Source organism: Saccharopolyspora sp. NPDC045839, from assembly GCF_056431645.1.
In genome coordinates this window covers 517,416-542,763 of sequence record NZ_JBWKKH010000002.1, presented here as the reverse complement: position 1 = coordinate 542,763, position 25,348 = coordinate 517,416, and the positions used below count along the sequence as shown (strand labels likewise).

Annotated in this window: 20 protein-coding genes; 7 read left to right on the top strand and 13 right to left on the bottom strand. The window is 72.6% G+C overall.

The features are described from left to right. Positions 1 to 74: 74 nt before the first annotated feature. The gene (locus AC07EQ_RS05490; protein WP_358575898.1) at positions 75 to 455 is read left to right on the top strand and encodes a VOC family protein; all 381 of its coding nucleotides are present in this window, start codon (positions 75 to 77) and stop codon (positions 453 to 455) included. A gap of 22 nt (positions 456 to 477) precedes the next feature. Here AC07EQ_RS05490 and AC07EQ_RS05485 read toward each other — a convergent pair whose 3' ends face one another. Next, a complete protein-coding gene (locus AC07EQ_RS05485; protein WP_478386699.1) occupies positions 478 to 1,152 on the bottom strand; it encodes a TetR/AcrR family transcriptional regulator in 675 nt (224 codons plus the stop codon). A gap of 139 nt (positions 1,153 to 1,291) precedes the next feature. Here AC07EQ_RS05485 and AC07EQ_RS05480 point away from each other — a divergent pair, with 139 nt between their 5' ends. Next, positions 1,292 to 2,509 carry a cytochrome P450 gene (locus AC07EQ_RS05480; protein WP_478386698.1) on the top strand — a complete coding sequence of 406 codons (1,218 nt, stop codon included), beginning with the start codon at positions 1,292 to 1,294 and terminating at the stop codon, positions 2,507 to 2,509. A 2-nt stretch (positions 2,510 to 2,511) separates the two neighbouring features. Continuing rightward, the gene (locus tag AC07EQ_RS05475; protein ID WP_478386697.1) at positions 2,512 to 2,721 is read left to right on the top strand and encodes a ferredoxin; all 210 of its coding nucleotides are present in this window, start codon (positions 2,512 to 2,514) and stop codon (positions 2,719 to 2,721) included. Between the two features lie 130 nt (positions 2,722 to 2,851). Here AC07EQ_RS05475 and AC07EQ_RS05470 read toward each other — a convergent pair whose 3' ends face one another. After that, a complete protein-coding gene (locus AC07EQ_RS05470) occupies positions 2,852 to 3,901 on the bottom strand; it encodes an NAD(P)-binding domain-containing protein (protein ID WP_478386754.1) in 1,050 nt (349 codons plus the stop codon). 262 nt (positions 3,902 to 4,163) lie between these two features. On the opposite strand from AC07EQ_RS05470, the gene AC07EQ_RS05465 reads away from it, so the two are divergent. From AC07EQ_RS05465 to AC07EQ_RS05455, 3 genes are all read left to right on the top strand, one after another. Continuing rightward, positions 4,164 to 4,313, top strand: coding sequence for a hypothetical protein (locus tag AC07EQ_RS05465; protein ID WP_478386696.1), 150 nt, complete (start codon positions 4,164 to 4,166; stop codon positions 4,311 to 4,313). Positions 4,314 to 4,691: 378 nt separating this feature from the next. Beyond that, entirely contained in the window at positions 4,692 to 5,285 is a 594-nt protein-coding gene (locus AC07EQ_RS05460) for a class I SAM-dependent methyltransferase (RefSeq protein WP_478386753.1), read from the top strand. Between the two features lie 224 nt (positions 5,286 to 5,509). Beyond that, complete coding sequence (locus AC07EQ_RS05455) at positions 5,510 to 6,199, top strand: cysteine hydrolase family protein (RefSeq protein ID WP_478386695.1); 690 nt, start codon at positions 5,510 to 5,512, stop codon at positions 6,197 to 6,199. Here AC07EQ_RS05455 and AC07EQ_RS05450 read toward each other — a convergent pair. After that, the gene (locus tag AC07EQ_RS05450) at positions 6,183 to 6,638 is read right to left on the bottom strand and encodes a MarR family winged helix-turn-helix transcriptional regulator (RefSeq protein WP_478386694.1); all 456 of its coding nucleotides are present in this window, start codon (positions 6,636 to 6,638) and stop codon (positions 6,183 to 6,185) included. The two genes, AC07EQ_RS05455 and AC07EQ_RS05450, sit on opposite strands and share 17 nt — an antisense overlap. A 120-nt stretch (positions 6,639 to 6,758) precedes the next feature. After that, entirely contained in the window at positions 6,759 to 9,575 is a 2,817-nt protein-coding gene (acnA, locus tag AC07EQ_RS05445; protein WP_478386693.1) for an aconitate hydratase AcnA, read from the bottom strand. Positions 9,576 to 9,825: 250 nt separating this feature from the next. Here acnA and AC07EQ_RS05440 point away from each other — a divergent pair, with 250 nt between their 5' ends. Further along, on the top strand, positions 9,826 to 10,758 hold the full coding sequence (locus AC07EQ_RS05440) for an EamA family transporter (RefSeq protein ID WP_358575888.1): 933 nt from the start codon (positions 9,826 to 9,828) through the stop codon (positions 10,756 to 10,758). A 214-nt stretch (positions 10,759 to 10,972) separates the two neighbouring features. Here the strand turns inward: AC07EQ_RS05440 and AC07EQ_RS05435 are convergent, their stop codons facing one another. The 9 genes from AC07EQ_RS05435 to AC07EQ_RS05395 form a co-directional block, all read right to left on the bottom strand. Continuing rightward, the gene (locus AC07EQ_RS05435) at positions 10,973 to 15,274 is read right to left on the bottom strand and encodes a cation-translocating P-type ATPase (protein WP_478386692.1); all 4,302 of its coding nucleotides are present in this window, start codon (positions 15,272 to 15,274) and stop codon (positions 10,973 to 10,975) included. 16 nt (positions 15,275 to 15,290) lie between these two features. Further along, positions 15,291 to 15,662: a hypothetical protein gene (locus AC07EQ_RS05430; protein WP_478386691.1), complete on the bottom strand. Its 372-nt coding sequence runs from the start codon at positions 15,660 to 15,662 to the stop codon at positions 15,291 to 15,293. Positions 15,663 to 15,782: 120 nt separating this feature from the next. Further along, positions 15,783 to 16,475 (bottom strand): sirohydrochlorin chelatase, encoded by a 693-nt coding sequence (locus AC07EQ_RS05425; protein WP_478386690.1) that lies wholly within the window; start codon positions 16,473 to 16,475, stop codon positions 15,783 to 15,785. Next, complete coding sequence (locus AC07EQ_RS05420) at positions 16,454 to 17,596, bottom strand: uroporphyrinogen-III synthase (RefSeq protein WP_478386689.1); 1,143 nt, start codon at positions 17,594 to 17,596, stop codon at positions 16,454 to 16,456. Before AC07EQ_RS05420 ends, AC07EQ_RS05425 begins: the two co-directional genes overlap by 22 nt. Further along, the gene (gene nirD, locus AC07EQ_RS05415; RefSeq protein WP_132486153.1) at positions 17,593 to 17,916 is read right to left on the bottom strand and encodes a nitrite reductase small subunit NirD; all 324 of its coding nucleotides are present in this window, start codon (positions 17,914 to 17,916) and stop codon (positions 17,593 to 17,595) included. Before nirD ends, AC07EQ_RS05420 begins: the two co-directional genes overlap by 4 nt. Further along, positions 17,913 to 20,426, bottom strand: coding sequence for a nitrite reductase large subunit NirB (nirB, locus tag AC07EQ_RS05410; protein WP_478386688.1), 2,514 nt, complete (start codon positions 20,424 to 20,426; stop codon positions 17,913 to 17,915). The genes nirD and nirB overlap by 4 nt, the downstream gene beginning before the upstream one ends. Beyond that, on the bottom strand, positions 20,423 to 21,808 hold the full coding sequence (locus tag AC07EQ_RS05405; RefSeq protein WP_478386687.1) for an FAD-dependent oxidoreductase: 1,386 nt from the start codon (positions 21,806 to 21,808) through the stop codon (positions 20,423 to 20,425). The genes nirB and AC07EQ_RS05405 overlap by 4 nt, the downstream gene beginning before the upstream one ends. After that, complete coding sequence (locus AC07EQ_RS05400; protein WP_478386686.1) at positions 21,805 to 23,880, bottom strand: molybdopterin oxidoreductase family protein; 2,076 nt, start codon at positions 23,878 to 23,880, stop codon at positions 21,805 to 21,807. The genes AC07EQ_RS05405 and AC07EQ_RS05400 overlap by 4 nt, the downstream gene beginning before the upstream one ends. After that, positions 23,873 to 25,264 (bottom strand): nitrate/nitrite transporter, encoded by a 1,392-nt coding sequence (locus AC07EQ_RS05395; RefSeq protein WP_478386685.1) that lies wholly within the window; start codon positions 25,262 to 25,264, stop codon positions 23,873 to 23,875. Before AC07EQ_RS05395 ends, AC07EQ_RS05400 begins: the two co-directional genes overlap by 8 nt. Positions 25,265 to 25,348: the final 84 nt, after the last annotated feature.

Genomic DNA, 25,348 nt, shown 5'->3' with positions numbered 1-25,348 from the left:
CCGCTGATCGTCAGTGCGGCCGCGGCCGCCAGGTCGTAGGTTCGCAGACGACGACCGGCGTCGAGGAGGCCGCCATGCTGCGTCCCGTGCACTTCGAGATCCACGTGGGAGACGTGGATCGCGCCCGCGAGTTCTACTCGACCGTGTTCGGCTGGCGGTTCCAGCAGTGGGGCGACGAGCAGTACTGGCTGATCTTCACGGGCGAGGGTCCGGGAATCGACGGCGGCCTGCTGCCCCGCAAGGGCTCCGAGCCCTCCGACGAGACGCCGATCGCGGCGTTCGCGACGACCATGGAGGTGGCGGACGTCGACGCCATGCTGTCGATCGTGGAGTCCGCGGGCGGCCGGGTGGCGATGCCGCGGACCGCGCTGACCGGCATGGGCTGGGTGGCGTACTGCCGGGACACCGAGGGCAACATCTTCGGCATGTTCCAGGCCGACGATCTGGCGAGCTGACCGGGGCGGCGAGCCGCGCGGGTCAGACGGTCTGCTCGTCGGCCGCCGGCGCGTTGTGCCGCGCCAGGGCGATGTCGGCGATGGTCACCGGCCTGCCGGGCAGCGGCGTGCCGGGGCAGGCCTGCAAGCCGTCGAGCATCAGCGTCAGGTAGCGGGCCGAGGCGTCCTGGCGGATGTCGTCCGGGGCGATGTGCACGCCCTGGAGCACGATCGAAAGGATCACGCCGAGGTCGCCGCCGCCGACGTCCGGCCGCATCGAACCGTTCGCCTGCGCGGCGCGCACCATCCCGTCGAGGATCTCCAGGAGTTCTTCGCGCGCCTGCTCGACCTCCGGATCGGCGGCCAGGATCGCCCTGGCCCGCTGGGACAGCATCGAGAACCGGACGACCGTGCGCAGGTTGGCGGCGCGCAGCAGGAAGTCGCAGAGCGCGCGCCACGGGTCGGATTCGCGGTCGCCGATCGCCCGGGCCTCGTCCAGGACCTGCTGGAACGCGTCCCGGCCGATGGCGCCGAGCAGCGATTCGCGGTCCGGGAAGCGGCGGTACAGGGTGCCGATCCCGACCCCGGCGGCGCGGGCGATCTCCTCCATCGGGACCTCGGTGCCGTGCTCGGTGAAGACGGCCCGCGCCGCAGCGATGATCCGGTCCCGGTTGCGGCGGGCGTCGGCCCGCAGCCGTGGCGTGGCGTCGGTCGTCATGGTCCTCACTCGCGTGCTGTGCGTCGGGTGGGCGGATTGTCGCATGTTCCGGGCCGAAAGTAGGTGGACGAGTTTCTTCCGGTTCGCTATAACCGGAAGAGCATCATCCATTTGTTCGCTCGGTGATCAGGGAGGCACGATGTCCGAACATGCCGTTGACCCGGTGACCTACCCGAAAGTCCGCACCTGCCCGTTCGCGTCCGCACCCGAGTACGCCGAACTGCGCGCCGAAGCACCGGTCGCCAAGGTCCCGATGGCGGGCGGCGGCACCGCCTGGCTGGTGACCCGGCACGAACACGTCCGCCAGGTGCTCGGCGATCCGCGGATGAGCTCCGACCGGCGCCGCCCCGGATTCCCGCAGCTCTCGGTCGGCCAGCGGGCCACCGTCGGCACCGTTGCTCCGTCGATGATCGGGATGGACGGGGAAGAGCACGCCGCCGCCCGCCGCTCGGTGCTCGGTGAGTTCACCGTGCGGCGGATCGAGGCGCTGCGACCGCGCATCCAGCAGATCGTCGACGACTGCATCGACGAGATGCTCGCCGCGCCCCGCCCGGTCGACCTGGTGCGGGCCCTGTCGCTGCCGGTGCCGTCGCTGGTCATCTGCGAGCTGCTGGGCGTGCCCTACGCCGACCACGACTTCTTCCAGGAGCGCACCAGCAAGCTCCTCCGCAAGACCACCCCCGTCGAGCAGCGCATCGCTGCGGTCGAGGAGATCCAGGCGTACCTGGACGAGCTGGTGACGGCCAAGGAGCAGGAGGTCACCGACGACCTGATCGGCAGGCAGATCCGCAAGCAGCGCGAAGCCGGCGAGGCCGACCACGAGGCACTCGTGCGGATGGCGCTCCTGCTGCTGGTCGCCGGGCACGAGACGACCGCGAACATGATCTCGCTGGGCACCCTGGCGCTGCTGGAGAACCCCGGCCAGCTGGCGGGGATCGTCGCCGACCCGGCCAAGACACCGACCGCCGTCGAGGAACTGCTGCGCTACTTCACCATCGTCGAGGCGGCGACCTCGCGCACCGTGACGGAGGACGTCGAGATCGGCGGCGTGCTGATCCCGGAGGGGGAGGGCGTCGTCGCGCTGGGCAGCTCGGCCAACCGCGACCCCGAGGCCTTCGACCGGCCCGACGAGCTGGACCTCGCCCGCAACGCCCGCGGGCACGTCGCGTTCGGCTTCGGCCCGCACCAGTGCCTGGGGCAGAACCTGGCGCGGCTGGAGCTGCAGATCGTCTTCGACACGCTGTTCCGGCGGCTGCCCGGGCTGCGGCTGGCCGTCGCCGTGGACGACCTCCCGTTCAAGTCCGACGCGAACATCTACGGGATCTACGAGATGCCCGTGACCTGGGGAGAGGAGTGATCATGCGGATCGAGGCGGACCTGGACCGCTGCGTCGGCGCGGGCCAGTGCGTGCTGACCGAACCGGCGCTGTTCGACCAGAACGACGAGGACGGCCGAGTGGTGCTGCTGGCGGCCGAGGTGGACGACGGCGACGCGGGCCTGGTCGCGGCGGCCCGGGAGGCGGTGCACATCTGCCCGTCGGGCGCGCTGTCGCTGATCGGCGACCGGTAGCCGCGACATGAAGCGGCGCCACCTCCCCCTCTCCTGGAGATGGCGCCGCCGGCGTGGTTGAGCCGCCACAGCGCAGCTTGCTGGCTGTGGCGCTCCGGTTACAGGGCATTAGGTCCCTGGACAGGACCGATTAAGGTTTTCTTGATCTTTCCCGCACGAACTCGGTGATTTCCCGGGCGGCCGCGCGGCCGGCGCGGTTGGCGCCGATGGTGCTGGCCGACGGCCCGTAGCCGACGAGGTGCAGCCGGGGCTCGGCGACCGCACGGGTCCCGGCGATCCGGATGCCGCCGCCCGGTTCGCGCAGGTGCAGCGGCGCGAGGTGGGCGATGACCGGCCGGAAGCCGGTGGCCCAGAGGATCACGTCCGCGCGCCGCGAGCGCCCGTCGGCCCATTCGGCACCGTCGGCGGTGATCCGCTCGAACATCGGCAGCGGGTTCAGCACGCCCCGCTCGCGCGCGGCCTGCACGGCCGGGGTGTTCGGGAGCCCGGTCGCGCTGACGACGCTGCCCGGCGGCAGGCCGAGCCGGACGCGGCGCTCGACCTCGGCGACCGCGGCCCGCCCGTCGACCGGCGTGAACTCGGCGTCGGTGAACTCCGGCGGCCGCCGGGTCACCCAGGTCGTCTCGGCGACACCGGCGATCTCCAACAGGTGTTCCACTGCGGAGATCCCACCGCCGACCACGATCACGCGCCGGCTGCGGAACTCCTCGGGGCCGCGGTAGTCGGCGGTGTGCAGCTGGCGGCCGGCGAACGAGCTCTGCCCGGGGTAGTGCGGCCAGAACGGGTTCTCCCAGGTTCCGGTGGCGTTGAGGACCGCTCGGGCGGCCCAGGCCCCCGCCGAGCTGTCCACCAGCAGCCGCTCGCCGCCGTCGCGCACCGCGTCGACCTTCACCGGCCGCAGCACCGGGAGCTCCTGCTCGTACTCGTACCGCCCGAAGTACTCCGGGACGACCTCGGCGGCAGGGCGGGCGCCGTCGGTTTCACGCAGCGGGCTGCCCGGCAGGTCGTGGATGCCGTGCACACCACCGAGGCGTAGCGACGGCCAGCGGTGCCGCCACGCGCCGCCGGGCCCGTCGCCGTGGTCGAGCACCACGTGGTCGATGCCGGCTCGCTGCAGGTGGAACGAGCCGGTCAAGCCCGCCTGGCCGGCCCCGATCACCACGACGTCGATGTCCTCCACACCCACCAGAACAGCCGCCGCGGCGGAATCTTCCCGTGCACGAGGTGGTCTGTGCCACTGCCCGCGGAGTTGTTCCGATAGGCCAAGAGAGTGCGACGCAAGACACCCGTGGGGTGGCTTTAATTCCACCGAAACAACGCCCTACGATTGATTCCGTAAGCGGTGGTTCCCCAAACCTTCTTCCGTTCGTCCTGCCCTTTGCCGGGCGGTGCCTCGCGCGCGCGTGCGGAAGACGGGGAGGTTTGCAGAAGGGAGGCAAGAAGTGACAACGGTGTGGGTGGCCCTGGCGGCCGAGTCGGTTGTGCTGCTGGCGGTGGCGGGAGCGATGACCAAGTGGGCGTGGCGGCTTCGGCCGGGCACCCCGGACCAGGTGATCGAGCCGGTCGGCCCCGTGGCCGAGCGCATCGCCTGAGCAAGCGCGCAGCGGGTTCGCTCCCCTCGGTGGGAACGGGCCCGCATACCTCGGACCGGCCACGGCGGCGAATCCAATCGCCGCCCGGCCGGTTTTCGTTACCCAATTCCGGGTGCATTTTCGGATTGACCGCATCACGTTCATTCCGCGTTTAATCGGCACCGGTTGTTTGCAAAGGTAACTAGCGCCGCGGTGTCCCGGCCGCGCGATGATCGGCATGTGATGCCGCACATGCGGGTCGCGACGGGTGCGGCGACCGATAGGGTGAGCCGAACGAGGTCAGCACGCCGATCGGGAAGGGCATCCGTGAGTCCAGTCGAACAGTCCAGTGGTCCACAGCCGGGTGGTCCGGTGCTGCCCCGTTCGGGCTCCGGATCGGTGCTGGCCAACTACCGGACGTTCATCGAACGCGCGGTCCGCAAGCCGAACCTGGTCGGCGCGGTCGCGCCCAGCTCGCCGAACCTGGCCCGCGAGATGGCGGCCGTGGTGCCGACCGCCGGCAACCCGGTGGTCGTGGAGCTCGGGCCCGGTACTGGGGCGCTCAGCGGCGCGATCGCCGAGCGGCTGCCCGCAGGCGGACGACAGGTGGCGATCGAGCTGGACGCCGGGATGGTCGAGTACCTGGGCACCGAACTGCCGTGGCTGGAGGTCATCCAGGGCGACGCGGCGCGGCTCGGCGAACTGCTCGCGGACGCGGGCATCGACAAGGTGGACGCGGTGGTCAGCGGCCTGCCGTGGTCGATCTTCCCGGCGAAGCTGCAGCACGACATCCTGGGCCAGGTCGGCGCGGTCCTCGCGCCCGGCGGCGCCTTCACGACCTTCGCCTACGTGCACGCCCTGGGCATGGCCGGAGCCCGGCAGTTCCGCCGCCGCCTGGACCTGAGCTTCGACGAGGTGCTGACCTCGCGCACGGTGTGGCGCAACGTCCCGCCGGCCCGCATCTACGTCTGCCGCCGCCCCCGCCAGCCCTGAGCGCCGGGTCGTGCCGGACGACCGCCGGTAGGGCGTGGTCCGGCACGGCGTGGCCGGCGTGGAGCCGGAAGGCTGTCCACGTCGACGGCGGCGGGTACCGGCGATTCGATTGCGCTTGCCCGCCGTCCCCGCTGTGATCGCCTGCCGGACTGATGGCGTGGGATCGACCGCTGGCCTATATTTAGTCACTGATCTTGACTATCAACTTTGGTGACGGAGTTCTGATGTGGTTTTCCCTTGGCGCCGGTCCGGCGTCGGTCGGGTTGGAGACCGGTAGTTGTGCGGTCCTGGTGATCGACATGCAGAACGACTTCGCGGCACCCGGCGGCATGGTCGACCGGGCGGGGCTGGACATCGGTCCGGTCCGGGACACCATCGGGCCGATCGCCCGGGTCGCCGCCGCCGCGCGGGCCTCGTCGATGCCGGTCATCTACCTGCAGCACGGCTACCGGCCCGACCTGTCCGACCTCGGGGCACCGGGATCGAAGAACCGGCTCATCCACGAGGCGATCGGCGTGGGCGATCGGATCGCGGCGCCGGCCGGCGGGGAAGGGCGGGCGCTGGTGCTGGGCACCTGGAACACCGAGATCCTGCCGGAACTCGCGCCCGGGCCGGACGACCTGGTGCTGCCGAAGAACCGCTACAGCGGCTTCTACGGCACCGATCTGGACGCGACCCTGCGGCGGCTCGGAACCACGTCGCTGATCGTCACCGGCTGCACGACCAGCGTCTGCGTGGAGTCGACGATCCGGGACGCGTTCTTCCGGGACTACCTGCCGGTGCTGCTCGCGGACTGCACCAGCGAGCCGCTGGGCCGGGCCAACCACGAGGCGTCGCTGGCGGTCATCGAGCACAACCTGGGCTGGGTGTCGGACTCGAAGTCCTTGCTCACCGCCCTCACGTCCGTTCCGTGATGGCCCGCAGGGATTCCTTGAACTCGCGGTAGCGGGGCTCGGTGATCGCTTCGGCGTGGCGCCGCTCGATCGCGGCGATGATCCGGTCCGCGGCACGTTGCTCGGCCAGCCCGCGTTCGGTCGGCACCACCAGCTTCGCCCGCCGGTCGGCGGGATCCGGCTCGCGTTCGACGTAGCCGAGCGCTTCCAGCTCGTCGACGATGGTGCCGATCACCTGCTTGTGCTGCCCCGAGAGCTGCGCCAGCTCGCTCGCGCGAACGCCGGCCTCGTCCAGGTAGGCCAGCACGGCGCCGTGGCGCGGGGTGAGATCGGCGAATCCCTGCTCCGCCAGCGCGTCGAACAGTTCCTGTTGCAGGGCGAGCAGCAGCCGCGCGCTCAGGGCCGCCAGATCGGGATCCGACGCCATCCGCTCGGCTCGCCGGTTGCGCTGCACTGCCACCTCGCCAGCCGTCGTCGGTCAGGTCGCCCGCCAGTTTACGGGGCGCCCCAACGGGAACGGGCCCGGTGCGCTTGTGGCGCACCGGGCCCGTTCGGTAGTGCCCGCCGGATCGGCAGGGGATCAGGAGCGGATCATCTTGCGCAGCACGTACTGCAGGATGCCGCCGTTGCGGTAGTAGTCCGCCTCACCGGGGGTGTCGATGCGGACCTTGGCGTCGAACTCCACAGTGGAGCCATCGGCCTTGGTCGCGGTCACCTTCACCGTCTGCGGCGTCTCGCCCTCGTTGAGCTTGGTGATGCCCGCGAAGTCGAAGGTCTCCGTGCCGTCCAGACCCAGCGACTTGGCCGACTGGCCCTCCGGGAACTGCAGCGGGATGACGCCCATGCCGATCAGGTTCGAGCGGTGGATGCGCTCGAAGGACTCGGCGATGACGGCGCGGACGCCCAGCAGCCGGGTGCCCTTGGCCGCCCAGTCGCGCGACGAACCGGAGCCGTACTCCTTGCCGCCGAGCACCACCAGCGGGATGTCCTGGGCGGCGTAGTTCTGCGCGGCGTCGTAGATGAACGCCTGCGGAGCGCCGTCCTGGGTGAAGTCCCGGGTGTAGCCGCCCTGCACGTCGTCCAAGAGCAGGTTGCGCAGGCGGATGTTGGCGAAGGTGCCCCGGATCATCACCTCGTGGTTGCCGCGGCGGGAACCGTAGGAGTTGAAGTCCTTGCGGTCGATGCCGTGGTCGGTGAGGTACTTGCCCGCGGGCGAGTCCGGCTTGATCGCACCGGCCGGCGAGATGTGGTCGGTGGTGACCGAGTCGCCGAGCAGCGCGAGCACGCGGGCACCGGAGATGTCGGTGACCGGCGTCGGCTCCATCGCCATGCCCTCGAAGTACGGGGGCTTGCGCACGTAGGTGGAGTCCGCGGCCCACTCGAAGGTCTGGCCCTCCGGGGTGGGCAGCGACCGCCACCGCTCGTCGCCCTTGAAGACGTCCTCGTAGGACTTGGTGAACATCTCGTTGGTGATCGCCGAGTCGATGGTGTCCTGGACCTCCTGCGGCGACGGCCAGAGGTCGCGCAGGAAGACCGGCTTGCCCTCGGTGTCGGTGCCCAGCGGGTCGTTCTCGAAGTCGAAGTCCATCGAGCCCGCGAGCGCGTAGGCGATGACCAGCGGCGGCGAGGCCAGGTAGTTCATCTTGACGTCGGGGTTGATCCGGCCCTCGAAGTTCCGGTTGCCCGACAGGACCGAGACGACCGACAGGTCGTTGTCCTGCACGGCGGCGGAGATCTCCTCCGGCAGCGGGCCGGAGTTGCCGATGCAGGTGGTGCAGCCGTAGCCGACCAGGTGGAAGCCGAGCTTCTCCAGGTACGGCCAGAGCCCGGCCTTCTCGTAGTAGTCGGTGACGACCTGCGAACCAGGGGCCATCGAGGTCTTCACCCACGGCTTGCGGGTCAGGCCCTTGTCCACGGCGTTGCGGGCCAGCAGCGCCGCGCCCAGCATCACCGACGGGTTGGAGGTGTTGGTGCAGGAGGTGATCGAGGCGATCACCACGGCGCCGTGGTCCAGCTCGAACTCGCCGAGCTCGTCGGAGGAAACCTTGACCGGCTTGGAGATCCGGCCGTGGGAGCCGTTGGCCGCCGAGACGGCCAGCGGCGCGGACTCGTGGTGGGTGACCGCCGGGGCGTCGCTGGCCGGGAAGGACTCCTCGCCGGCCTCGTCCACGGCCCGGTCGTCGGCGGTCTCGACCTTGGCGTAGTCGGTCAGCGCGGTGCGGAACGACTGCTTGGCCTCGGACACCACGATCCGGTCCTGCGGGCGCTTCGGGCCGGCGATCGACGGGACCACGGTGGACAGGTCCAGCTCGAGGTACTCGGAGTACTCCGGCTCGTGGCTCGAGTCGTGCCAGAGGCCCTGCTCCTTGGCGTAGGCCTCGACCAGCGCGACCTGCTCGGCCGGGCGGCCGGTGAGCTTGAGGTAGCGGACGGTCTCCTCGTCGATCGGGAAGATCGCCGCGGTGGAGCCGAACTCCGGGCTCATGTTGCCGATGGTGGCGCGGTTGGCCAGCGGCACCGAGGCCACGCCGGAGCCGTAGAACTCGACGAACTTGCCGACGACGCCGTGCTTGCGCAGCATCTCGGTGATCGTCAGCACCACGTCGGTGGCGGTGGCGCCGGCCGGGATCTCGCCGGTGAGCTTGAAGCCGACCACGCGCGGGATGAGCATCGACACCGGCTGGCCGAGCATCGCGGCCTCGGCCTCGATGCCGCCGACGCCCCAGCCCAGCACGCCCAGGCCGTTGACCATGGTGGTGTGCGAGTCGGTGCCGACGCAGCTGTCCGGGTAGGCCTGGCCGTTGCGGGACATCACGGTGCGGGCCAGGTGCTCGATGTTGACCTGGTGCACGATGCCGGTGCCCGGCGGGACGACCTTGAACTCGTCGAAGGCGCCCTGGCCCCAGCGCAGGAACTGGTAGCGCTCCTTGTTGCGGCCGTACTCGAACTCGACGTTGCGCTCGAAGGCGTCCGGCTTGCCGAACACGTCGATGATCACGGAGTGGTCGATCACCAGCTCGGCCGGGGCCAGCGGATTGACCTTGGCGGTGTCGCCGCCGAGGTCGGCCACCGCCTCGCGCATGGTGGCCAGGTCGACCACGCAGGGCACGCCGGTGAAGTCCTGCATGATCACGCGGGCCGGCGTGAACTGGATCTCGGTGGCCGGTTCGGCCTTGGCGTCCCAGTTGGCGAGGGCCCGCACGTGGTCGGCGGTGATGTTCGCGCCGTCCTCGGTGCGCAGCAGGTTTTCCAGGAGGATCTTGAGGCTGTAGGGCAGCCGCTGCGCGCCGTCGACCGCGCTGAGCCGGAACACCTCGTAAGAGGCGTCACCGACGTTCAGCGTGCCGCGGGCGCCGAAGCTGTCCTTGCTCGCAGGTGCAGTCACGTTCAACTCCATCTCGCGACGGGCGCAAGTTCGGGAACGATTGCGAGTCTCGCGCACGTCGAGCGAGCATGCGCGGGGACCCGCTCTCTTCACTGCTAACAGTACGCTTGTCCTGTATTCGCCCTCAACTAAGGGTCGGCAAACTCTCGATCACATGTACCACGGCGTGCAAAACCGCCGTTTTTCCGGCCTTCCCAGGGATTGGGACGGAAGTACCGAAAGCCGTTGCGAGGGCGTCGGAGGGGCGTGCTTCGATTGGCGCATGCGCAACCTGACCGACAACGCGAAGTCCGCCGGGGTGGCGGTCGCGATCGTCTCCGCGTTCTGCTTCGGCGGTTCCGGGCCGTTCGCCAAGCCGCTGATCACCGCGGGGTTCACTCCGCTGCAGGTGGCTTGGCTGCGGTTGGCCGGCGGGGCGCTGCTGATGCTGCCGTTCGTGATCCGCTACGCGCCCGCGGTGCGGCGGGCGCCGAAGCTGCTGGCCGGGTACGGGTTGTTCGCCATCGCCGGGGTGCAGGTCTTCTACTTCGCCTCGATCGCCAGGGTGCCGGTCGGGGTGGCGCTGCTGATCGAGTTCCTCGGCCCGGTGATGGTGCTGGGCTGGATCCGGTTCGTCCGCCGCAAGCCGGTGACCCGCTCGGCGGCCATCGGCGTGGCGATCGCGATGGTCGGCCTGGCCTGCGTGGTGGAGCTGTGGTCCGGGCTGAGCTTCGACCCGATCGGCCTGCTGCTGGCGCTGGGCGCGGCGGGCTGCCAGGCCACCTACTTCCTGCTGTCCGACAGCGGGCCGGAGGTCAACCCGTTCGCCCTCGCCGGCTTCGGGCTGCTGCTCGGCGCCGCGGTCGTCACGCTGCTCGCGCAGCCGTGGGAGCTGGACTGGGCGCTGCTGCTCGGGCAGGTCGAGCTGGCCGGGTACCAGTTCCCGGCGCTGTTCGCGGTCGGCTGGATCGTCGTGCTGAGCACGGTCCTGGCGTACCTGACCGGGATCGTCGCGGTGCGCCGCCTCTCACCGCAGGTGGCCGGGGCGGTCGCGTTCCTGGAGCCGGTGGTCGCCACGGTGCTGGCGTGGGCGCTGCTGGCCGAGGCGCTGGGCCCGATCCAGCTGGTCGGCGGGGCGCTGATCCTCGTCGGTGCCTTCGTCGCGCAGCGCGCGGCACCGGCGAAGACCCAGTCCGCCGAGCTGGCCGGGGTGTAGGTCAGGCGGTGCGGATGGCCGACTTCACCAGGTGGATCAACAGGGTCTCGATGAGCGCGATGGCCACGCCGGTCAGGACGGTGGTGAGGAACTGGGGCATCGGTCTGCTTTCTCCCGCGTTGCTTCGTCGTTGCGAACCGACTGTGCGCCAGGCGGGTTAGCCGCCGTCGCGCAGGAGATGAAGCACAGGTGAATCGAGCCAGAACAGTGCAGGTCAGGGGCTGTTCTGCGACCACTTCTGCCACAGCAGCACCGCCAGCGTCGCCGCGATCGAGGTGCCGACCGCGATGAGCCAGTGGTGCGGCAGGAGCGGACTGCTGCCGAAGAACTGGCTGACGCCGGGGACCTGCACCAGCCCGACGAGGACCAGCACCGATCCCACGCCGGCGACGAGGACCAGCGGCGTGCGGCCGCGGACCGCGAGCGTCTGCGCCAGCTGCGCGGCGACCAGCGCGACCAGGCCGGTGGTGCGGGCCTGGGCCGCGGTGGACAGCGGCCTGGCCAGCATCCAGGCGAGCCCCGCGGCGCCGGCGGTGGCGGCCGCGCGGGCGGAGACGTCGCGCGCCAGGGCCGAGCCGAGCGAGGCCTCCGGGCCTTCCGCGAGCAGCTTCTCCGGGGTGGCCCGCGGCGGCGGCCGCACCGCGATCGCGATCGCCGGCATGATGTCGGTGAGCAGGTTGACCACCAGCAGTTGCCGAGCGTTGAGCGAGGCGCCGGCGCTGACCAGCCCGGTTCCCAGCGCGTAGCCGATCTCGCCGAGGTTGCCGCCGAGCAGGATCGACAGCGCGTCGCGCACCGAGGTCCACATCGCGCGCCCCTCCACGATGCCGTCCGTCAGCGTCTCGATGCGGTCGTCGGAGACCACGAGGTCGGCCGCCTGCCGGGCCGCCGGGGTGGCGCGGGACCCGAACGCGATGCCCACCTGCGCCAGGTTGATGGCCGGGACGTCGTTGGCGCCGTCACCGGTCATCGCCACGACCCGGCCGCCGGCCCGCAGCCGGCGCACGATGCGCGCCTTCTGCGCCGGGCTGACCCGGGCGAACACGGACACCTTCGGCAGCTCGCCCGCGAGCTGTTCGTCATCGAGCTGATCCAGCTCCGCGCCGGTCAGCACCCGCTTGTCGCCGAGCATGCCGAGTTCGGCGGCGATGGCCTCGGCGGTGCTGGGATGATCGCCGGTGATCATGATGACGTCCACGCCCGCCCCGCCCAGCTGCGCGACCGCATCGGCGACGGTCGGGTGCACCGGATCGGCCAGGCCCAGCAGCCCGACGAACTCGAGCCCGTCCACATCGGACTCGGTGAGATCGGTGCCCGCCCGGACGGCGCGTTCGGCCACGGCCAGCAACCGGTAGCCGCGCAGCGCCAGGCGCTCGATCTCCGCTTCGACGTCGGCGCGGGCCTCGGCGTCGAACGCCCCGCGATCTCGCCAGCCGGTGCACCGGTCGAGCACGACCTCGGGCGCCCCTTTCACCGACAGCAGATCGCGGGTCCGCACCGCGTGGAAGCCGCGCGAGGGCTCGAACGGCAACTCGGCCAGCACGGCCCCATCCGCCACGACGCCGGCCGCGCGGGCGCCGTCGAGCACCGCCCGGTCGGTGAGGTGCGGTAGCGGGTGCTCGTCGTGCTGGCGCGGCGTGGCCCGCACGCCGGCGGCCACGATCTCCCGGTGCCCGTCGTCGAGGTCCTCAGTGGACTGACCGGTGCGGCCGTCGGACACCTGGCGCAGCGCGATCCGCCCCTGGGTGAGGGTTCCGGTCTTGTCGAAGCACAGCGCGTCGACGCGGCCCAGCGCCTCGATCGTCGCCGGACTGCGCACGAGGACGCCGCGCTTGGACAGGCGGCGCGCCGAGGCGAGCTCGGCGAGGGTGGCGACGAACGGCAACCCCTCCGGAACCGCCGCCACGGCAAGGCCGACCGAGCGCGCGACGGTCTGGGCCAGCGGGATGCCGCGCACCAGGTCGGCGAGGAACAGCACGGCGCCGGCGCCCACCGAGATCGGCAGCACCCGCTTGGTCAGCTGACCGAGCCTGGCCTCGACGCCGCCGTCGTGTTCGGCCACGGTGCCCTGCGCGGTGCGCCCGAGCTCGGTGGACGTGCCGACGGCCACGACGATCCCGGTGCCGGAGCCGCTGGCGATGGCCGTGCCCTGGTAGAGCATGCACGCGCGGTCGGCGACCGCGGGCGCGGTCGTGGCCTCGATTTCCTTGGCGACCAACTGGGATTCGCCGGTGAGGCTGGACTCGTCGACCTCCAGGGCCTCGACCGCCAGCAGCCGGCAGTCCGCGGGCACCCCGTCGCCGGCCCGCAGGTCGATCACGTCGCCGGGCACGAGCTGGTCGGCGGGCACCATCCGCGCGATCCCGTCACGCCGCCGCCGCGCGGGCATCTGGCCGGCCTCGAGCAGCCGCGTCAGCTCGCGGTCGGTGGCGACCCGCTGCACGCCGTCGACCAGCGCGCTGGCCAGCAGCACGCCGCCGATCAGCGCGGCGTCGATGATCGACCCCAGGCCCGCCGAGATGACCGCGCCCGCCCCGAGCACCGGGGTGATCGGGGTGATCAGGCCTTCCACGGTGGCCCCGGCCACGGTCGGCGGGATCCGGCCACCGTCCTGCGGCCGGTGCCGGGAATCGGCGATCGACTCGCTGAGTCCCTGTTCGGAACTGGACAACGCGGACAGCACCGCGGGCGGCGGCATCGCGTGCCACGGGGTGCGTTCCTGCGGGACCGGGGGAGCGCGGTTCGCCGCGGACATCCCGGCCCAGGTGCCGGTGATGAAGGCGGCCAGCGTCGCGGCGTGCACCGGCATCGAGGCCCGGGCGGGCGCGCCGACCGCCGGGCCGAACGCCGCGAACAGCGCCGCGATGCAGGATCCGGCCACCGACAGCATCGCGGCGTGCCGGCTGGCGCGGCGAGCGCTTTCGGTTGCGGCCAGCAGCATGTGGGCCACATCGGCTCTCGGGCACAGCACGTCGGCGCCCCACGGCTGTGTGACCATTGTGGACAGTCCGATGCCGACGTCCGCTGCGGCCAGCGCGGAGTGCGCGCGGCCGGACACGACGGCCACGACGGCACCGTCGGCCTGCAGCCGCAGCACCGAGCCGGCCAGGTTGTTGCCGCCGGCGACGAGCCGATCCAGCGGCAACCGCTGGTCCAGCCGGCTGCCGATCCCGGCCACCACCGCCGATCCGTTGGCGCGCGCGGCCTCCACCAGCGCCTCGGCCAGCGGATCGAGTTCGTCGGCGACGCTCACCAGGGCGACCGGGGTGGTGTCCCGGTTCAGCGCCAATACCGTTGCGCCGCGCGAGGATTCGGCTTCGACGACGTCGCAGGCGGCGTCCGGGAGGTCGTCGGGGAGTGGCGCGGTCGACCACTCGCCGCGGGCCTGCTCGGCCAACGGGTCCCGGGGATCGACGAGTTCGCCGGCGCGGGCGAACAGCTCCGCGGCATCGGCTTCGGGGGCCAGCGGGATCACGGCGTCCAGGACCCGGCGCCCGGTGAGCAGGACCGGCGCGTCGAACACGACGGTGTCGACCCGGTCGAGCCGGCGCATCGCGTCGGGTTCCAGCACGAGCCCGCCGCGCGCCGAGATCGCGGTGGTCAGGTGGGTGGCGAAGGCCTCGCGACCGGCCTTCGAGGGACGTGGCACACCGGCCAGCAGCGCCGCGAGGGCGCGCTGCGGGTTGCGCGACCCGGCGAGCACGATGCCGTACCCGGCCAGCGCCATGCCGCCGGAGACGCCCGCGACCCGCTCCACCGGACCGTCCGGGATCGGGCGCGGGCGGTCGGGGACCACCACCGGGTCGCAGCGGTGCGAGACCTGCTCCCACCGTTGCCAGGCCTGGTGCCGGGCGATCGCCTCGCGGGACGCGCAGAACCGCCCGCACATGTCGGTGAGCACGCCCATCGGGCGGCGTGCCAGGCCGTGCGCGATGGCGCCGCCCAGCGCCAGCGTGGTGTCGACCGGGGCGCGGCCGAGTTTGCTCTCCAAGCTGCCGCGCATCCACGGCACCGAGTCCACCAGCGACACCACGGCCGGAACCAGCGGCGATACGGCCCGCACCGGCAGCAATGCGCCGACCGCGGAGTAGCCGAGCCCTGCCACGCCGACGACCAGGGCGCCCACGTCGCGGAGCACGGCTTCGGCGTTTCCCGGGTGCGCCGCGCTGCGCGGCGACATCGGCTCGTCGTCCAAGCCGTGCTCGGCCTCGGTTTCCGCGATCACGCGGGCGAGCGCCGCGATGTTCACGACCTCCGGATCGTGCGTGACCACGACCCGGCCCAACACGCCGTTCACCTCGGCGCCGCGCACCCCGTCGACGTCGCGCAGCCGCTGCTCGACGTCGCGTGCCGCAGCCTCGGTGCCGGGCCTGTGCACCCCGCGCATCTCCAGGTGGCTGCGGTTGCGGCCGGCCCACACCCGTCGGTCGGCAGGCGCGGCAGCCACCGTGCGGGCCGCGCGTGCCACCGGCGCGACGACCTCGGCGGCCTTCGACAGGAGCCAACCCAGCGGCATCGGAGATCCTTCGCGGTCAGGCCTCGCTGGTCTCCTTGTGCACGCTGCGCTGGACGAGCGCGTTGCCGATGCCGATCGCCGCGGCCACCGGCCACTCGATCAGGCTGAACGCGGCCGCCGCGGTCAGCCCGCCGTAGAACAGCGCCTGCTCGCGGGAGGGCAGCTGACCGCGCACGGTGTCGACGGCGGAGGCCAGTTCCTTGCGGCCGGGCATCCCCGGGAGCCCTGGCAGGTGGACCTTGGTGGTGTGGAGCTCGGCGGTGACGTAGGGGAGAGTGATCTCCGTGCCGCCACGCGCCCGGGCGGCCCTGGTCGGGGGCTGCTTGCGAGTGCGGTGCGAGGTGCCCGAGCTCGTCGACGAGGTGCTCGGGCTTGTCGTGGTGGCCATGGTTGGGACACCTCCTCCTCCGGAGCCGCACCGTTCAGGCCGCGCCGGACGTCAGATCGCCTTGAAGCCGATCCCGTTGAAGTACCCCGAACTGAGCGGATGAATCCCGGTGCCGGGAGTTCAGGCGGCGGAAACGCGATCGCGCACCGCCGACCGGTAGCGGCGGGCGATCAGGTCGATCACACCGGGGTGCGCGCCGACCGGCTCGGCGACGCCGGCCACCGGCAGCTCCGCGAGCCGCCGGTGGAACAACCCCGGGGCCAGCAGGTACGGCGCGACGAAGTCGGCCGGGCCGCAGACGTCGGCGGTCGCCGGCGAGGCGGTGGCGACGTAGCTCGGCGTCAGCCACCGGCCGACGCGGCGGCCGAGCAGCCGTGCCGCGGTCCGCACGTCGGCCAGCGCCCGCTCGTCCGACGAACCGGCCGCGGCGAACGCGACCCGGTCGCCGGGCCGCCACCCGGCGGCCACCAACCGCCGCAGCATCGCCTCGATGATCTCCGGCGCCGGGCCGAGGGGGGCGCAGACCGCCACGTCCTCGTGTCCTGTCGCGGCGATCTGCGCCGGCAGGTCGGTGCGCACGTGGTAGCCGGCCGCGAGGAACGCGGGCAGCGCGACCACCGGCCCGTCGTCGGCCGCCCGCAGGGCCTCCGCGACGGTCGGGCCGATGACGTCGACGTACGCGACGTGCACCGGCACCCGCAGGCGGGCGGCCGCGGCTTCGGCGAGGCGTTCGACCACCCGCGGCCCGGCGGGATCCCGGGTGCCGTGGGCGACCAGCAGCAGCGGGGGAGTCAGGGTTGCGGATCGGCGCATCGCGGTGCGTCCCCCATCGGTTCCAGCGGAAGTCGGTATCCGCGCTTGATCACGGTCTGCACGAGCTCCGGCGCTCCGAGCGCGGCCCGCAGCCGCGCGACGGCCTGCTCCACGACGTGCTCGTCCGCCGGGTTCCCGGCGCCGTTCAACGCCTCGGCCAGGCCGCGTCGCGACACCACCCGGCCGGGCCGTTCGGCGAGCGCGAGCAGCAGCGTCTTCCCCTGCGGTGAAAGGGGTTTCACCACGCCGTCGACGACGGCGGCGTGCCCGCGCACCTGCAGTTGCCTGCCGCCGACCGGAAGCGTCGGCGCCCGGCCCGGCAGCGCGACGCACAGCGAGCGCACCAGCGCGCCGATGCGGAACCGCTGCGGGATCACCGCGGGAACGCCGTGATCGGCCAGCGGGGCGTGCGTCACCGGACCGACGCAGGCGACCAGCACCGGCCCGCGCAGGGCGTCGAGCAGTTCGTCCTGGCAGCGCCGCTCCGCGGCCAGCGACAGCAGGCTGGCCGCCGCGGGTGCGCTGGTGAACGTCACCGCGTCGACCTCCCGCGCGCACACCGAGGTCAGCAGGTTGTCCAGCGCGGTGATGTCGGCGGGCGCGGTCCAGCGGTACACCGGGATCTCGATGACCTCCGCGCCCGCGCAGCTCAGCGCCTCGACGAAGTCGGGCAGCGGCTGGCCGTGCAGCTGCACCGCCACCCGGACCCCGTCCAGCGGCTGGTCGAGCAGGTGTTCCAGCAGTTCCGCCGACGATTCCGAGGCGGGCGACCACGGGTCGGGCAGCCCGGCGGCGCGGACCGCCCCGCGCGCCTTCGGCCCGCGGGCCAGCAGTTGCGCCGGGCGCAGCGCGTCGAGCAGCTCGGTGCCGATGCCCCAGCCCTCGGCCGCCTCGATCCAGCCGCGGAACCCGATGCCGGTGGTCGCCACCACCACGTCCGGCGGGTCGGCGACGCAGTCGCGGCTCGCGCGGCGCAGCTCCGCGTCGTCGGCCAGCGGCAGGATCCGCAGCGCGGGGCCGTGCACGACCCGCGCGCCGCGGCGCTCCAGCAGGGAACCGAGCTCGTCGGCCCGTCGCGCCGCCGTCACCGCGACGGTGAAACCAGCGAGTTCGTCGATCAAGGGACGGCGACCTCCACCACGTCGGCCCGGCGCCGCACCGGGTAGACCGGCAGCCGCGCGCCCGGGTCGTCCAGGCACAGCCCGGTCCGCAACGAGAAGACCTGCTTGAGCATCGGCGAGGCGACCGTGGGTTCGCCGTCGCGGTCGCCGACGATGCCGCGGCTCATCACGCCGGCCCCGCAGAACGGGTCCACGTTGCCGACGGCGAACAGCTCGTCGTCGCGGGTGCGGAACAGCGCCACCGCGTGGTCGCTGATCAGCGCGGGCAGCCCGAACTCGGGCGGCAGCAGGTCGAGTTCGCAGATCTGTTGCCAGTTCACGTGAGCACCTCCTGGTTCGGGATGGCGGGCATCGGGAGCGCGACCGGGCCGGGCCGGATCTGGCCGCGCTCCTGGACGAAGCGGATCGTCGGATCCGGCGCGTCGGGGGCGTTGACGAAGGACACGAAGCGGGCGAGCTTGCCGGGATCGGCCAGCACTCCGGCCCACTCGTCGGCGTAGTTCTCGACGTGGCGGTGCATCGCGGCCTCCAGTTCCCCGGCGATGCCCAGGGAGTCCTCGACCACCACCTCCCGCAGGTGGTCGAGGCCGCCGTCGAGCGATTCCAGCCACGCCGAGGTGCGCTGCAGCCGGTCGGCGGTGCGCACGTAGAACATCAGGAACCGGTCGATGATCCTGATCAGCCGCTCGTCGTCGAGGTCGGCGGCCAGCAGGTCGGCGTGCCGCGGGGTGAAGCCGCCGTTGCCGCCGACGTAGAGGTTCCAGCCCTTGTCGGTGGCGATCACGCCGAAGTCCTTGCCGCGCGCCTCGGCGCACTCGCGGGCGCAGCCGGACACCCCGGCCTTGATCTTGTGCGGCGCTCGCAGGCCCCGGTACCGCAGCTCCAGCCGGATGGCCATGCTCACCGAGTCCTGCACGCCGTAGCGGCACCAGTCGTTGCCGACGCAGGACTTCACGGTGCGCAGCGCCTTGCCGTAGGCGTGGCCGGATTCGAACCCGGCGTCCACCAGCCGCCGCCAGATCAGCGGCAGCTGCTCCACCCGGGCGCCGAACAGGTCGATGCGCTGCCCACCGGTGATCTTGGTGTAGAGGCCGAAGTCCTTGGCGACCTCGCCGAGCACGATCAGCTTCTCCGGCGTGATCTCGCCGCCGGGCACCCGGGGCACCACCGAGTAGGTGCCGTTGCGCTGCATGTTGGCCAGGAACCGGTCGTTGGTGTCCTGCAGCCCGGCCTGCTCGCCGTCGAGGATGTGGCCGTGGCCGAGGCTGGCCAGGATGGAGGCGACGGCGGGCTTGCAGATGTCGCAGCCGTGACCGCTGCCGTGCCTGCCGATCAGCTCGGAGAACGAGCCGATCCCGGTGGCCTGGACGATCTCGAACAGTTCCGCGCGGGACTGCGGGAAGTGCTCGCACAGCGCCTTGGAGGCGGTCACGCCGCATTCGGCGAGCAGGTTCTTCAGCATCGGCACGCACGAGCCGCAGCTGGTGCCGGCCTTCGTGCAGGCCTTGATCCCGGGCACGTCGGTGAGCCCCTGCCCGGCGATGGCCGACGTGATGTCCTCTTTGGACACGTTGTTGCAGGAGCAGACCGTCGCGTCGGCGGGTAGCGCGCCCGCGTCGACGCCGGAACCTGCGGGCAGCAGCAGTTGTTCGGGCGGGGCGGGCAGTTCGCGGTCGATCAGCGGCCGCAGCACCGAGTAGGCGGTCGCGTCGCCGACGAGGACGCCGCCGAGCAGGATCCGCGCGTCGTCGCTGAGCACGAGCTTCGCGTAGGTGCCCGCGGCGTTGTTGGCGTAGACGACCTCCAGCGCGCCGTCGGTCTGGGCGTGGGCGTCGCCGAAGCTGGCGACGTCGACGCCGAGCAGCTTGAGCTTGGTGGACAGGTCCGCGCCGGGGAAGGTCCCCTCGCCGAGGGCGAGGAGCTGCTCCGCGACGCCCTCGGCCATGCTGTAGCCGGGCGCCACCAGGCCGTAGCAGCGGCCTTCCACCGCGGCGCATTCGCCGATGGCCCAGATGTACTCGTCGCTGGTGCGGCAGCTCGCGTCGACCAGGAACCCGCCGCGTTCCGCGCGCGCCAGCCCGGCGAGCTCGGCGAGCTCGTCGCGCGGCCGGACGCCGGCGGAGAACACCACGACATCGGTGTCGATCACGGTGCCGTCGGCCAGCGTGACCCCGCGGACGCGCCCGTCGCCGTCGATGGACTTCGTCGCGGCGCCGCAGTGCACCGTCAGGCCGAGATCGCCGACCAGCCGGCCGAGCACCTGGCCGCCGCCCTCGTCCACCTGCAGCGGCATCAGCCGCGGCGCCATCTCCACGACGTGCGCGCGCATGCCCAGCAGCCGCAGCGCGTTCGCGGCCTCCAGCCCGAGCAGACCGCCGCCGATGACGACGCCGGGCTCGCCTTCGGTCGCTGCGGCGCGGATCGCGTCGAGGTCCTCGATGGTGCGGTAGACGAAGCAGCCGTCGAGGTCGTGGCCGGGCACCGGCGGCACGAACGGCCGCGAGCCGGTGGCCAGCACCAGCGCGTCGTAGCGCAGCCGCGAACCGTCCGATGTGGACACCACGCGGGCCGTCCGGTCGATGCCGGTCGCGCCGATGCCCAGCCGCAGGTCGACCAGCGGGTCGTCCAGCAGCGCGTGGTCGACCAGGCTCAGGTCCTCGGCGCTCTTTCCGTCCAAGTAGGACGACAGCGCCACCCGGTCGTAGGCGGGCCGGGATTCTTCGCCGAGGACGACGATCCGCCAGGTGCCGTCCACGTCGCGCTCCCGGAGCGCTTCGACGAGCCGGTGGCCGACCATCCCGTGGCCGACGACGACGAGCGTGCGGGTCATGCCGCGCCCTCCTTCTGGTGTTCGGTGCGGTCGGCCAGCGCGCCGCAGAGGCGGCCGACGTCGTCGACGCAGCCTCCGCAGCCGGTGGTCGCCCGCGTCGCCCTGGCCAGCTCGGGGACCGAGCGGGCACCGCCCTGCCAGGCGGCGGTCAGGGCCTTCTTGGTCACGTTGTTGCAGCGGCAGATCACCGCGTCGTCGGGTAGCTCGGCGGGCGCGCCCGGCACGGCGGCCGGCGTGCCCAGCAGCAGCGCGAGGCGGTCGGTGGGCACCGGCAGGTCGCGGTCGTGCAGCTGGCTGACCGCCGCGATCGCCTCCGGGAAGCCGAACAGCACCGCGCCGGCGATCCGCTCCTCGCGCAGCGCGAGCTTCGCGTAGCGGCCACGGGCCGGGTCCGACAGCGTCACCACCTCGGCGTCCGTGCTCTGGAGGCAGTCGACCGAGCCGATCGAGGCGAGGTCGATGCCGCGGGCCTTGAGCCGGGTGACGGTGCGGGTCCCGCGGTAGCGCGCGTCGCCGCCGGCGAGCAGCTCCGCCAGCGCGTCGGCCTGCTCCCAGGCCGACGCGATCAGGCCGGACGCCTCGCCGTCGTGCTCGGCGCAGTCGCCGATGGCGTGGATGCGCGCATCGCTGGTGCGCAGCCGGTCGTCGACGACGATCCCGCGCCGCACCGGCAATCCCGCCCGCACCGCCAGTCCGGTCTCCGCGGCGACTCCGGTGCACGCCACCACGAGGCCGGTCGGCACCACATCGCTGCTGTCCAGGACGAGCCGCCCGCGCCGGTAGGCGACCGCCCGGCGGCCGAGCCGCAGCTCGACGCCGAGCTTGCCCAGCCGCTCGGCGAGCAGGCGCCCGCCGACGTCGTCGAGCTGCCGGTCCATCAGGTGCGGATTCGGGTGCACCAGCGTCACCTCGTGCCCGCGCGCCAGCAGCGCCCGCGCCGCCTCGACGCCGAGGATCCCGCCGCCGAGCACCGCGACCGGTCCCGCGGCGGAGCCGATCCGCGCGCAGTCGGCGAGCGTGCGCAGCGCCTGGAGGCGTTCGCCGCCCAGCCCGGGGATCTCGGGCAGCCGGGCCCGGGAGCCGGTGGCCAGCACGAGCACGTCGTACGGGTGCTCGTCGCCGGTGTCGGTGCGCACCACGCGCCGGGCGCGGTCGATCTCGGTGGCGGTGACCCGCAGGTGCACCTCGGCGTCCACGATGGGCAGTGCCAGGGTGGCGGGGGTCAGCGTCCGGTCCAGGACCGCGCCGAGCAGAACCCTGTTGTAGGCGGGGTGTTCCTCGCGGCCCAGCACCGTGATCGGGCCCGCGTGGCCGTGCGCGCGCAGCCGCTCGACCAGCCGGTGCGCGGCGGGCCCGTTGCCGACGATGACGATGCGGTTCATCGGGCGGCCACCTCCTCGGCGGGCTCGATCCGCACGACGCTGACCTTGAACTCCGGCATCCGGCTGCGCGGGTCCAGCGCGTCACCGGTGAGCAGGTTCGCCCGCCCCGGGCCGGGGAAGTGGAACGGCAGGAACACGGTGTCGGTGCGCATCGTGGCGACGATCCGCACGCGCGCCAGCGCGCTGCCGCGCGGCGACGTGACCCGGGCGAGGGCGCCTTCGGCGAGGCCGGCGCGGTCGGCGGTGTCCGGGTGGATCTCCACGAAAGCCTCGGCGGACGCCTCGTTGAGCTCGGCCACCCGCCGCGTCTGCGCCCCGGACTGGTACTGCGCCAGCACCCGGCCGGTGGTCGCGGTCAGCGGGAACGCCTCCCGCGGCGTCTCGGCCGGATCGCGGTGCTCCACGGCCGCGAACCGGGCCAGCCCGTCCGGATGCGCGAAGCCGTCGAGGAAGAGGCGCGGCGTGCCGGGATGTTCCGGGTCGGGGCAGGGCCAGTGCAGGGCCTCGCCGGAGTCGAGGCGGTCGTAGGTGATGCCGCTGTAATCGGCCTTGCCGCCGGCCGACGCGCGGCGCAGCTCGTCGAAGACCTCCCGGGGCGAAGTGGGGTAGCGGTGGCCGGGCTCGCCGAGCCGAACCGCCAGGCCGTGCAGCACTTCGAGATCGCTGCGGGCGTGGCCGGGCGGCACCTGCAACCGGCGGCGCCGCAGCACGCGGCCTTCGAGGTTGGTCATGGTGCCCTCCTCCTCGGCCCACTGCGTCACCGGCAGCACCACGTCGGCCAGCTCCGCGGTCTCCGAGGGCACGAAGTCGGCCACCACCAGCAGGTCCAAAGCGGACAGCCGCTCGACGACGTGACCGGCGTTGGGCGCCGAAACCGCCGGATTGGAGCCGAAGACCAGCAGCGCCCGGGGGCCGTCGGCGCGGCCCGAGGCGTCGAGCAGCTCGTAGGCGCTGCGGCCCGGACCGGGCAGCGCCTCGGGCGGCACGCCCCAGACCTCGGCCACGTGCGCCCGCGCGGCGGGATCCGTGATCATCCGGTACCCGGGCAGCTGGTCGGCCTTCTGGCCGTGCTCGCGCCCGCCCTGGCCGTTGCCCTGACCGGTGAGGCAGCCGTAGCCGCGACCGGACCGGCCCGGCAGGCCGAGCGCGAGGGCGAGGTTGATGAACCCGGACACGGTGTCCACGCCCTTGCTGTGCTGCTCGGCCCCGCGACCGGTGAGCACGTAAGCGCTCTCGGCCTCGGCGAGCATCCGCACCGCCTGCCGCTGCGCCGTCACCGGAACCCCGGTGACCCGCTCGACGCGCTCCGGCCACCAGGTCGTCGCCCGCTGCCACGCCGCGTCGAAACCCGTGGTCCGGGACCGGATGTAGGCGGTGTCGGACCAGCCGTCGACCACGGCGATGTGCAGCAGCCCGAGCACCAGCGCCAGGTCGGTGCCCGGGGCGGGCCGCAGGTGCAGTGCGGCGCGCTCGGCGGTCGCCGTGCGCCGGGGATCGATGACCACGAGCTGTGCGGCGTTCAAGTGCTGCATCAGCGGCGGCATGGTCTCGGCCGGGTTCGCCCCGGCCAGCAGCACCACGTCCGCGCCGCCGAGATCGGTGACCGGGAACGGCAGCCCCCGGTCGATGCCGAAGGCGGCGTTGCCGGCGGCCGCGGCCGAGGACATGCAGAACCGGCCGTTGTAGTCGATCTGGCTGGTGCCCAGCGCCAGCCGCGCGAACTTGCCGAGCAGGTAGGCCTTCTCATTGGTCAGCCCGCCGCCGCCGAACACCCCGACCGCGTCCGGCCCGTGCTCGCGCCGCACCCGGTCGATCCCGGCGGCGACGGTGCCCAGCGCGGTGTCCCAGTCGACCGGCACGAGCTCGCCGCCGCGGCGCACCAGCGGGTTCCGCAGCCGGTCCGGGACGTCCAGCAGGGCAGGCGCCGTCCAGCCCTTCTGGCACAGCCCGCCCCGGTTCACCGGGAAGTCCGTCGGCCGCACCGACACGCCGCGACGCTCGCGCGTCAGCCGGGTGCCGCACTGCAGGGCGCAGTAGGGGCAGTGGGTGGCAACGGTCCGGATGTCAGGCACGACCGACCTCGGCTTTCGACGGCTCCTGGGCCGGCCGCGGTGCGGGGGCGCTCTTGAGAGACCCGCGCAGGTACACCACCCAGGTGACGAGCCCGCACACCACGTAGTAGCCGAGGAACGTCGTCAGGGCGGCGTCGCCGTTGGCGGCCGCGCCGCCGTAGGAGGCCCGGAAGGCGAGGTTGATGCCCACGCCGCCGAGCGCACCGATCGCGCCGGCGATGCCGATCACCGCGCCGGACATCCGCCGGGCCCGGGCGAACGCCGCGATGGCCTCGCCGCCGTCGGTCACGTCGTCCTCGGCCTCCTTGGCGAAGATCGCGGGGATCATCTTGTAGGTCGAGCCGTTGCCGATGCCGGTCAGCACGAACAGCGCGATGAACGCCGCGAGGTAGAGCGCGAAGGAGCCCTGCGACGACGCGAACAGCAGCGCCCCGGTGCCCGCCGTCATGCCGGCGAAGGCCCCGAGGGTGACCCGGGCGCCGCCGAGCCGGTCGGCCAGCCAGCCGCCGAACGGCCGGGACACCGAGCCCATCAGCGGGCCGAGGAAGGTCCAGCTCGCGGCCTGCAGCGGGGTGAAGCCGAACTCGGTCTGCAGCACCAGGCCGAAGGCGAAGCTGTAACCGATGAACGAGCCGAACGTTCCGATGTAGAGGAACGAGACCCACCACGTGTGCTTGTTCGCGGCGGCCTCGCGCAACGCGCCGGGACGGGCCCGCACCGCGTCCACGTTGTCCATGAACAGCGCCGCGCACAGGGCGGCCACCACGATCAGCGGCAGGTAGATCGCCGCGACGTAGGACGGGTGGGTGTTGCCCGCGGTGGCGATCACCAGCAGGCCGACGACCTGGATCGCCGCCACGCCGAGGTTTCCGCCGCCCGCGTTGAGCCCCAGCGCCCAGCCCTGGTGGCGCTGCGGGTAGAACGTCGTGATGTTCGTCATCGACGACGCGAAGTTGCCGCCGCCGACCCCGGCCGCGGCGCCGATCAGCATGAACATCCACAGCGGCGTGCCCGGCTGCTGCACGAAGTGGAACGCCAGCGCGGTCGGCACCAGCAGCGCGGCGGAGCTGAAGACCGTCCAGTTGCGGCCCCCGAAGCGGGTGACCGCGGCGGCGTAGGGCAGCCGCAGCACGGCGCCGATCAGGTTCGGGGTGATCACCAGCAGGAACTTCTCGGCCGCGGTGAACGGCAGGCCGATGTCCGGCGACATGAACAGCACCAGCACCGACCAGATGCTCCAGACGGAGAAGCCGATGTGCTCCGAGAGGATCGAGAAGATCAGGTTCCGCCGCGCCACGCGCTTGCCGGTGGACTCCCAGAACCGCTCGTCCTCGGGATCCCAGCCCTCGATCCAGCGGCCGCTGGACTTGGCTCTCGCGGTCAACTCGGCTCCTCTCGTCGGATTGCTCCGAAGGTAGGAACCGGGTGTTTCGTGCGGGCGCGCCGATCGTTACCACGATGCAAACCG

Excerpts from the sequence above, each read along its gene's own strand:
- AC07EQ_RS05490 (WP_358575898.1), top strand. The coding sequence starts at position 75 with ATGCTGCGTCCCGTGCACTTCGAGATCCACGTGGGAGACGTGGATCGC.
- AC07EQ_RS05485 (WP_478386699.1), bottom strand. The coding sequence starts at position 1,152 with ATGACGACCGACGCCACGCCACGGCTGCGGGCCGACGCCCGCCGCAAC.
- AC07EQ_RS05480 (WP_478386698.1), top strand. The coding sequence starts at position 1,292 with ATGTCCGAACATGCCGTTGACCCGGTGACCTACCCGAAAGTCCGCACC.
- AC07EQ_RS05475 (WP_478386697.1), top strand. The coding sequence starts at position 2,512 with ATGCGGATCGAGGCGGACCTGGACCGCTGCGTCGGCGCGGGCCAGTGC.
- AC07EQ_RS05455 (WP_478386695.1), top strand. The coding sequence starts at position 5,510 with ATGTGGTTTTCCCTTGGCGCCGGTCCGGCGTCGGTCGGGTTGGAGACC.
- acnA (WP_478386693.1), bottom strand. The coding sequence starts at position 9,575 with ATGGAGTTGAACGTGACTGCACCTGCGAGCAAGGACAGCTTCGGCGCC.
- AC07EQ_RS05440 (WP_358575888.1), top strand. The coding sequence starts at position 9,826 with ATGCGCAACCTGACCGACAACGCGAAGTCCGCCGGGGTGGCGGTCGCG.
- AC07EQ_RS05435 (WP_478386692.1), bottom strand. The coding sequence starts at position 15,274 with ATGCCGCTGGGTTGGCTCCTGTCGAAGGCCGCCGAGGTCGTCGCGCCG.
- AC07EQ_RS05430 (WP_478386691.1), bottom strand. The coding sequence starts at position 15,662 with ATGGCCACCACGACAAGCCCGAGCACCTCGTCGACGAGCTCGGGCACC.
- AC07EQ_RS05425 (WP_478386690.1), bottom strand. The coding sequence starts at position 16,475 with ATGCGCCGATCCGCAACCCTGACTCCCCCGCTGCTGCTGGTCGCCCAC.
- nirB (WP_478386688.1), bottom strand. The coding sequence starts at position 20,426 with ATGACCCGCACGCTCGTCGTCGTCGGCCACGGGATGGTCGGCCACCGG.
- AC07EQ_RS05405 (WP_478386687.1), bottom strand. The coding sequence starts at position 21,808 with ATGAACCGCATCGTCATCGTCGGCAACGGGCCCGCCGCGCACCGGCTG.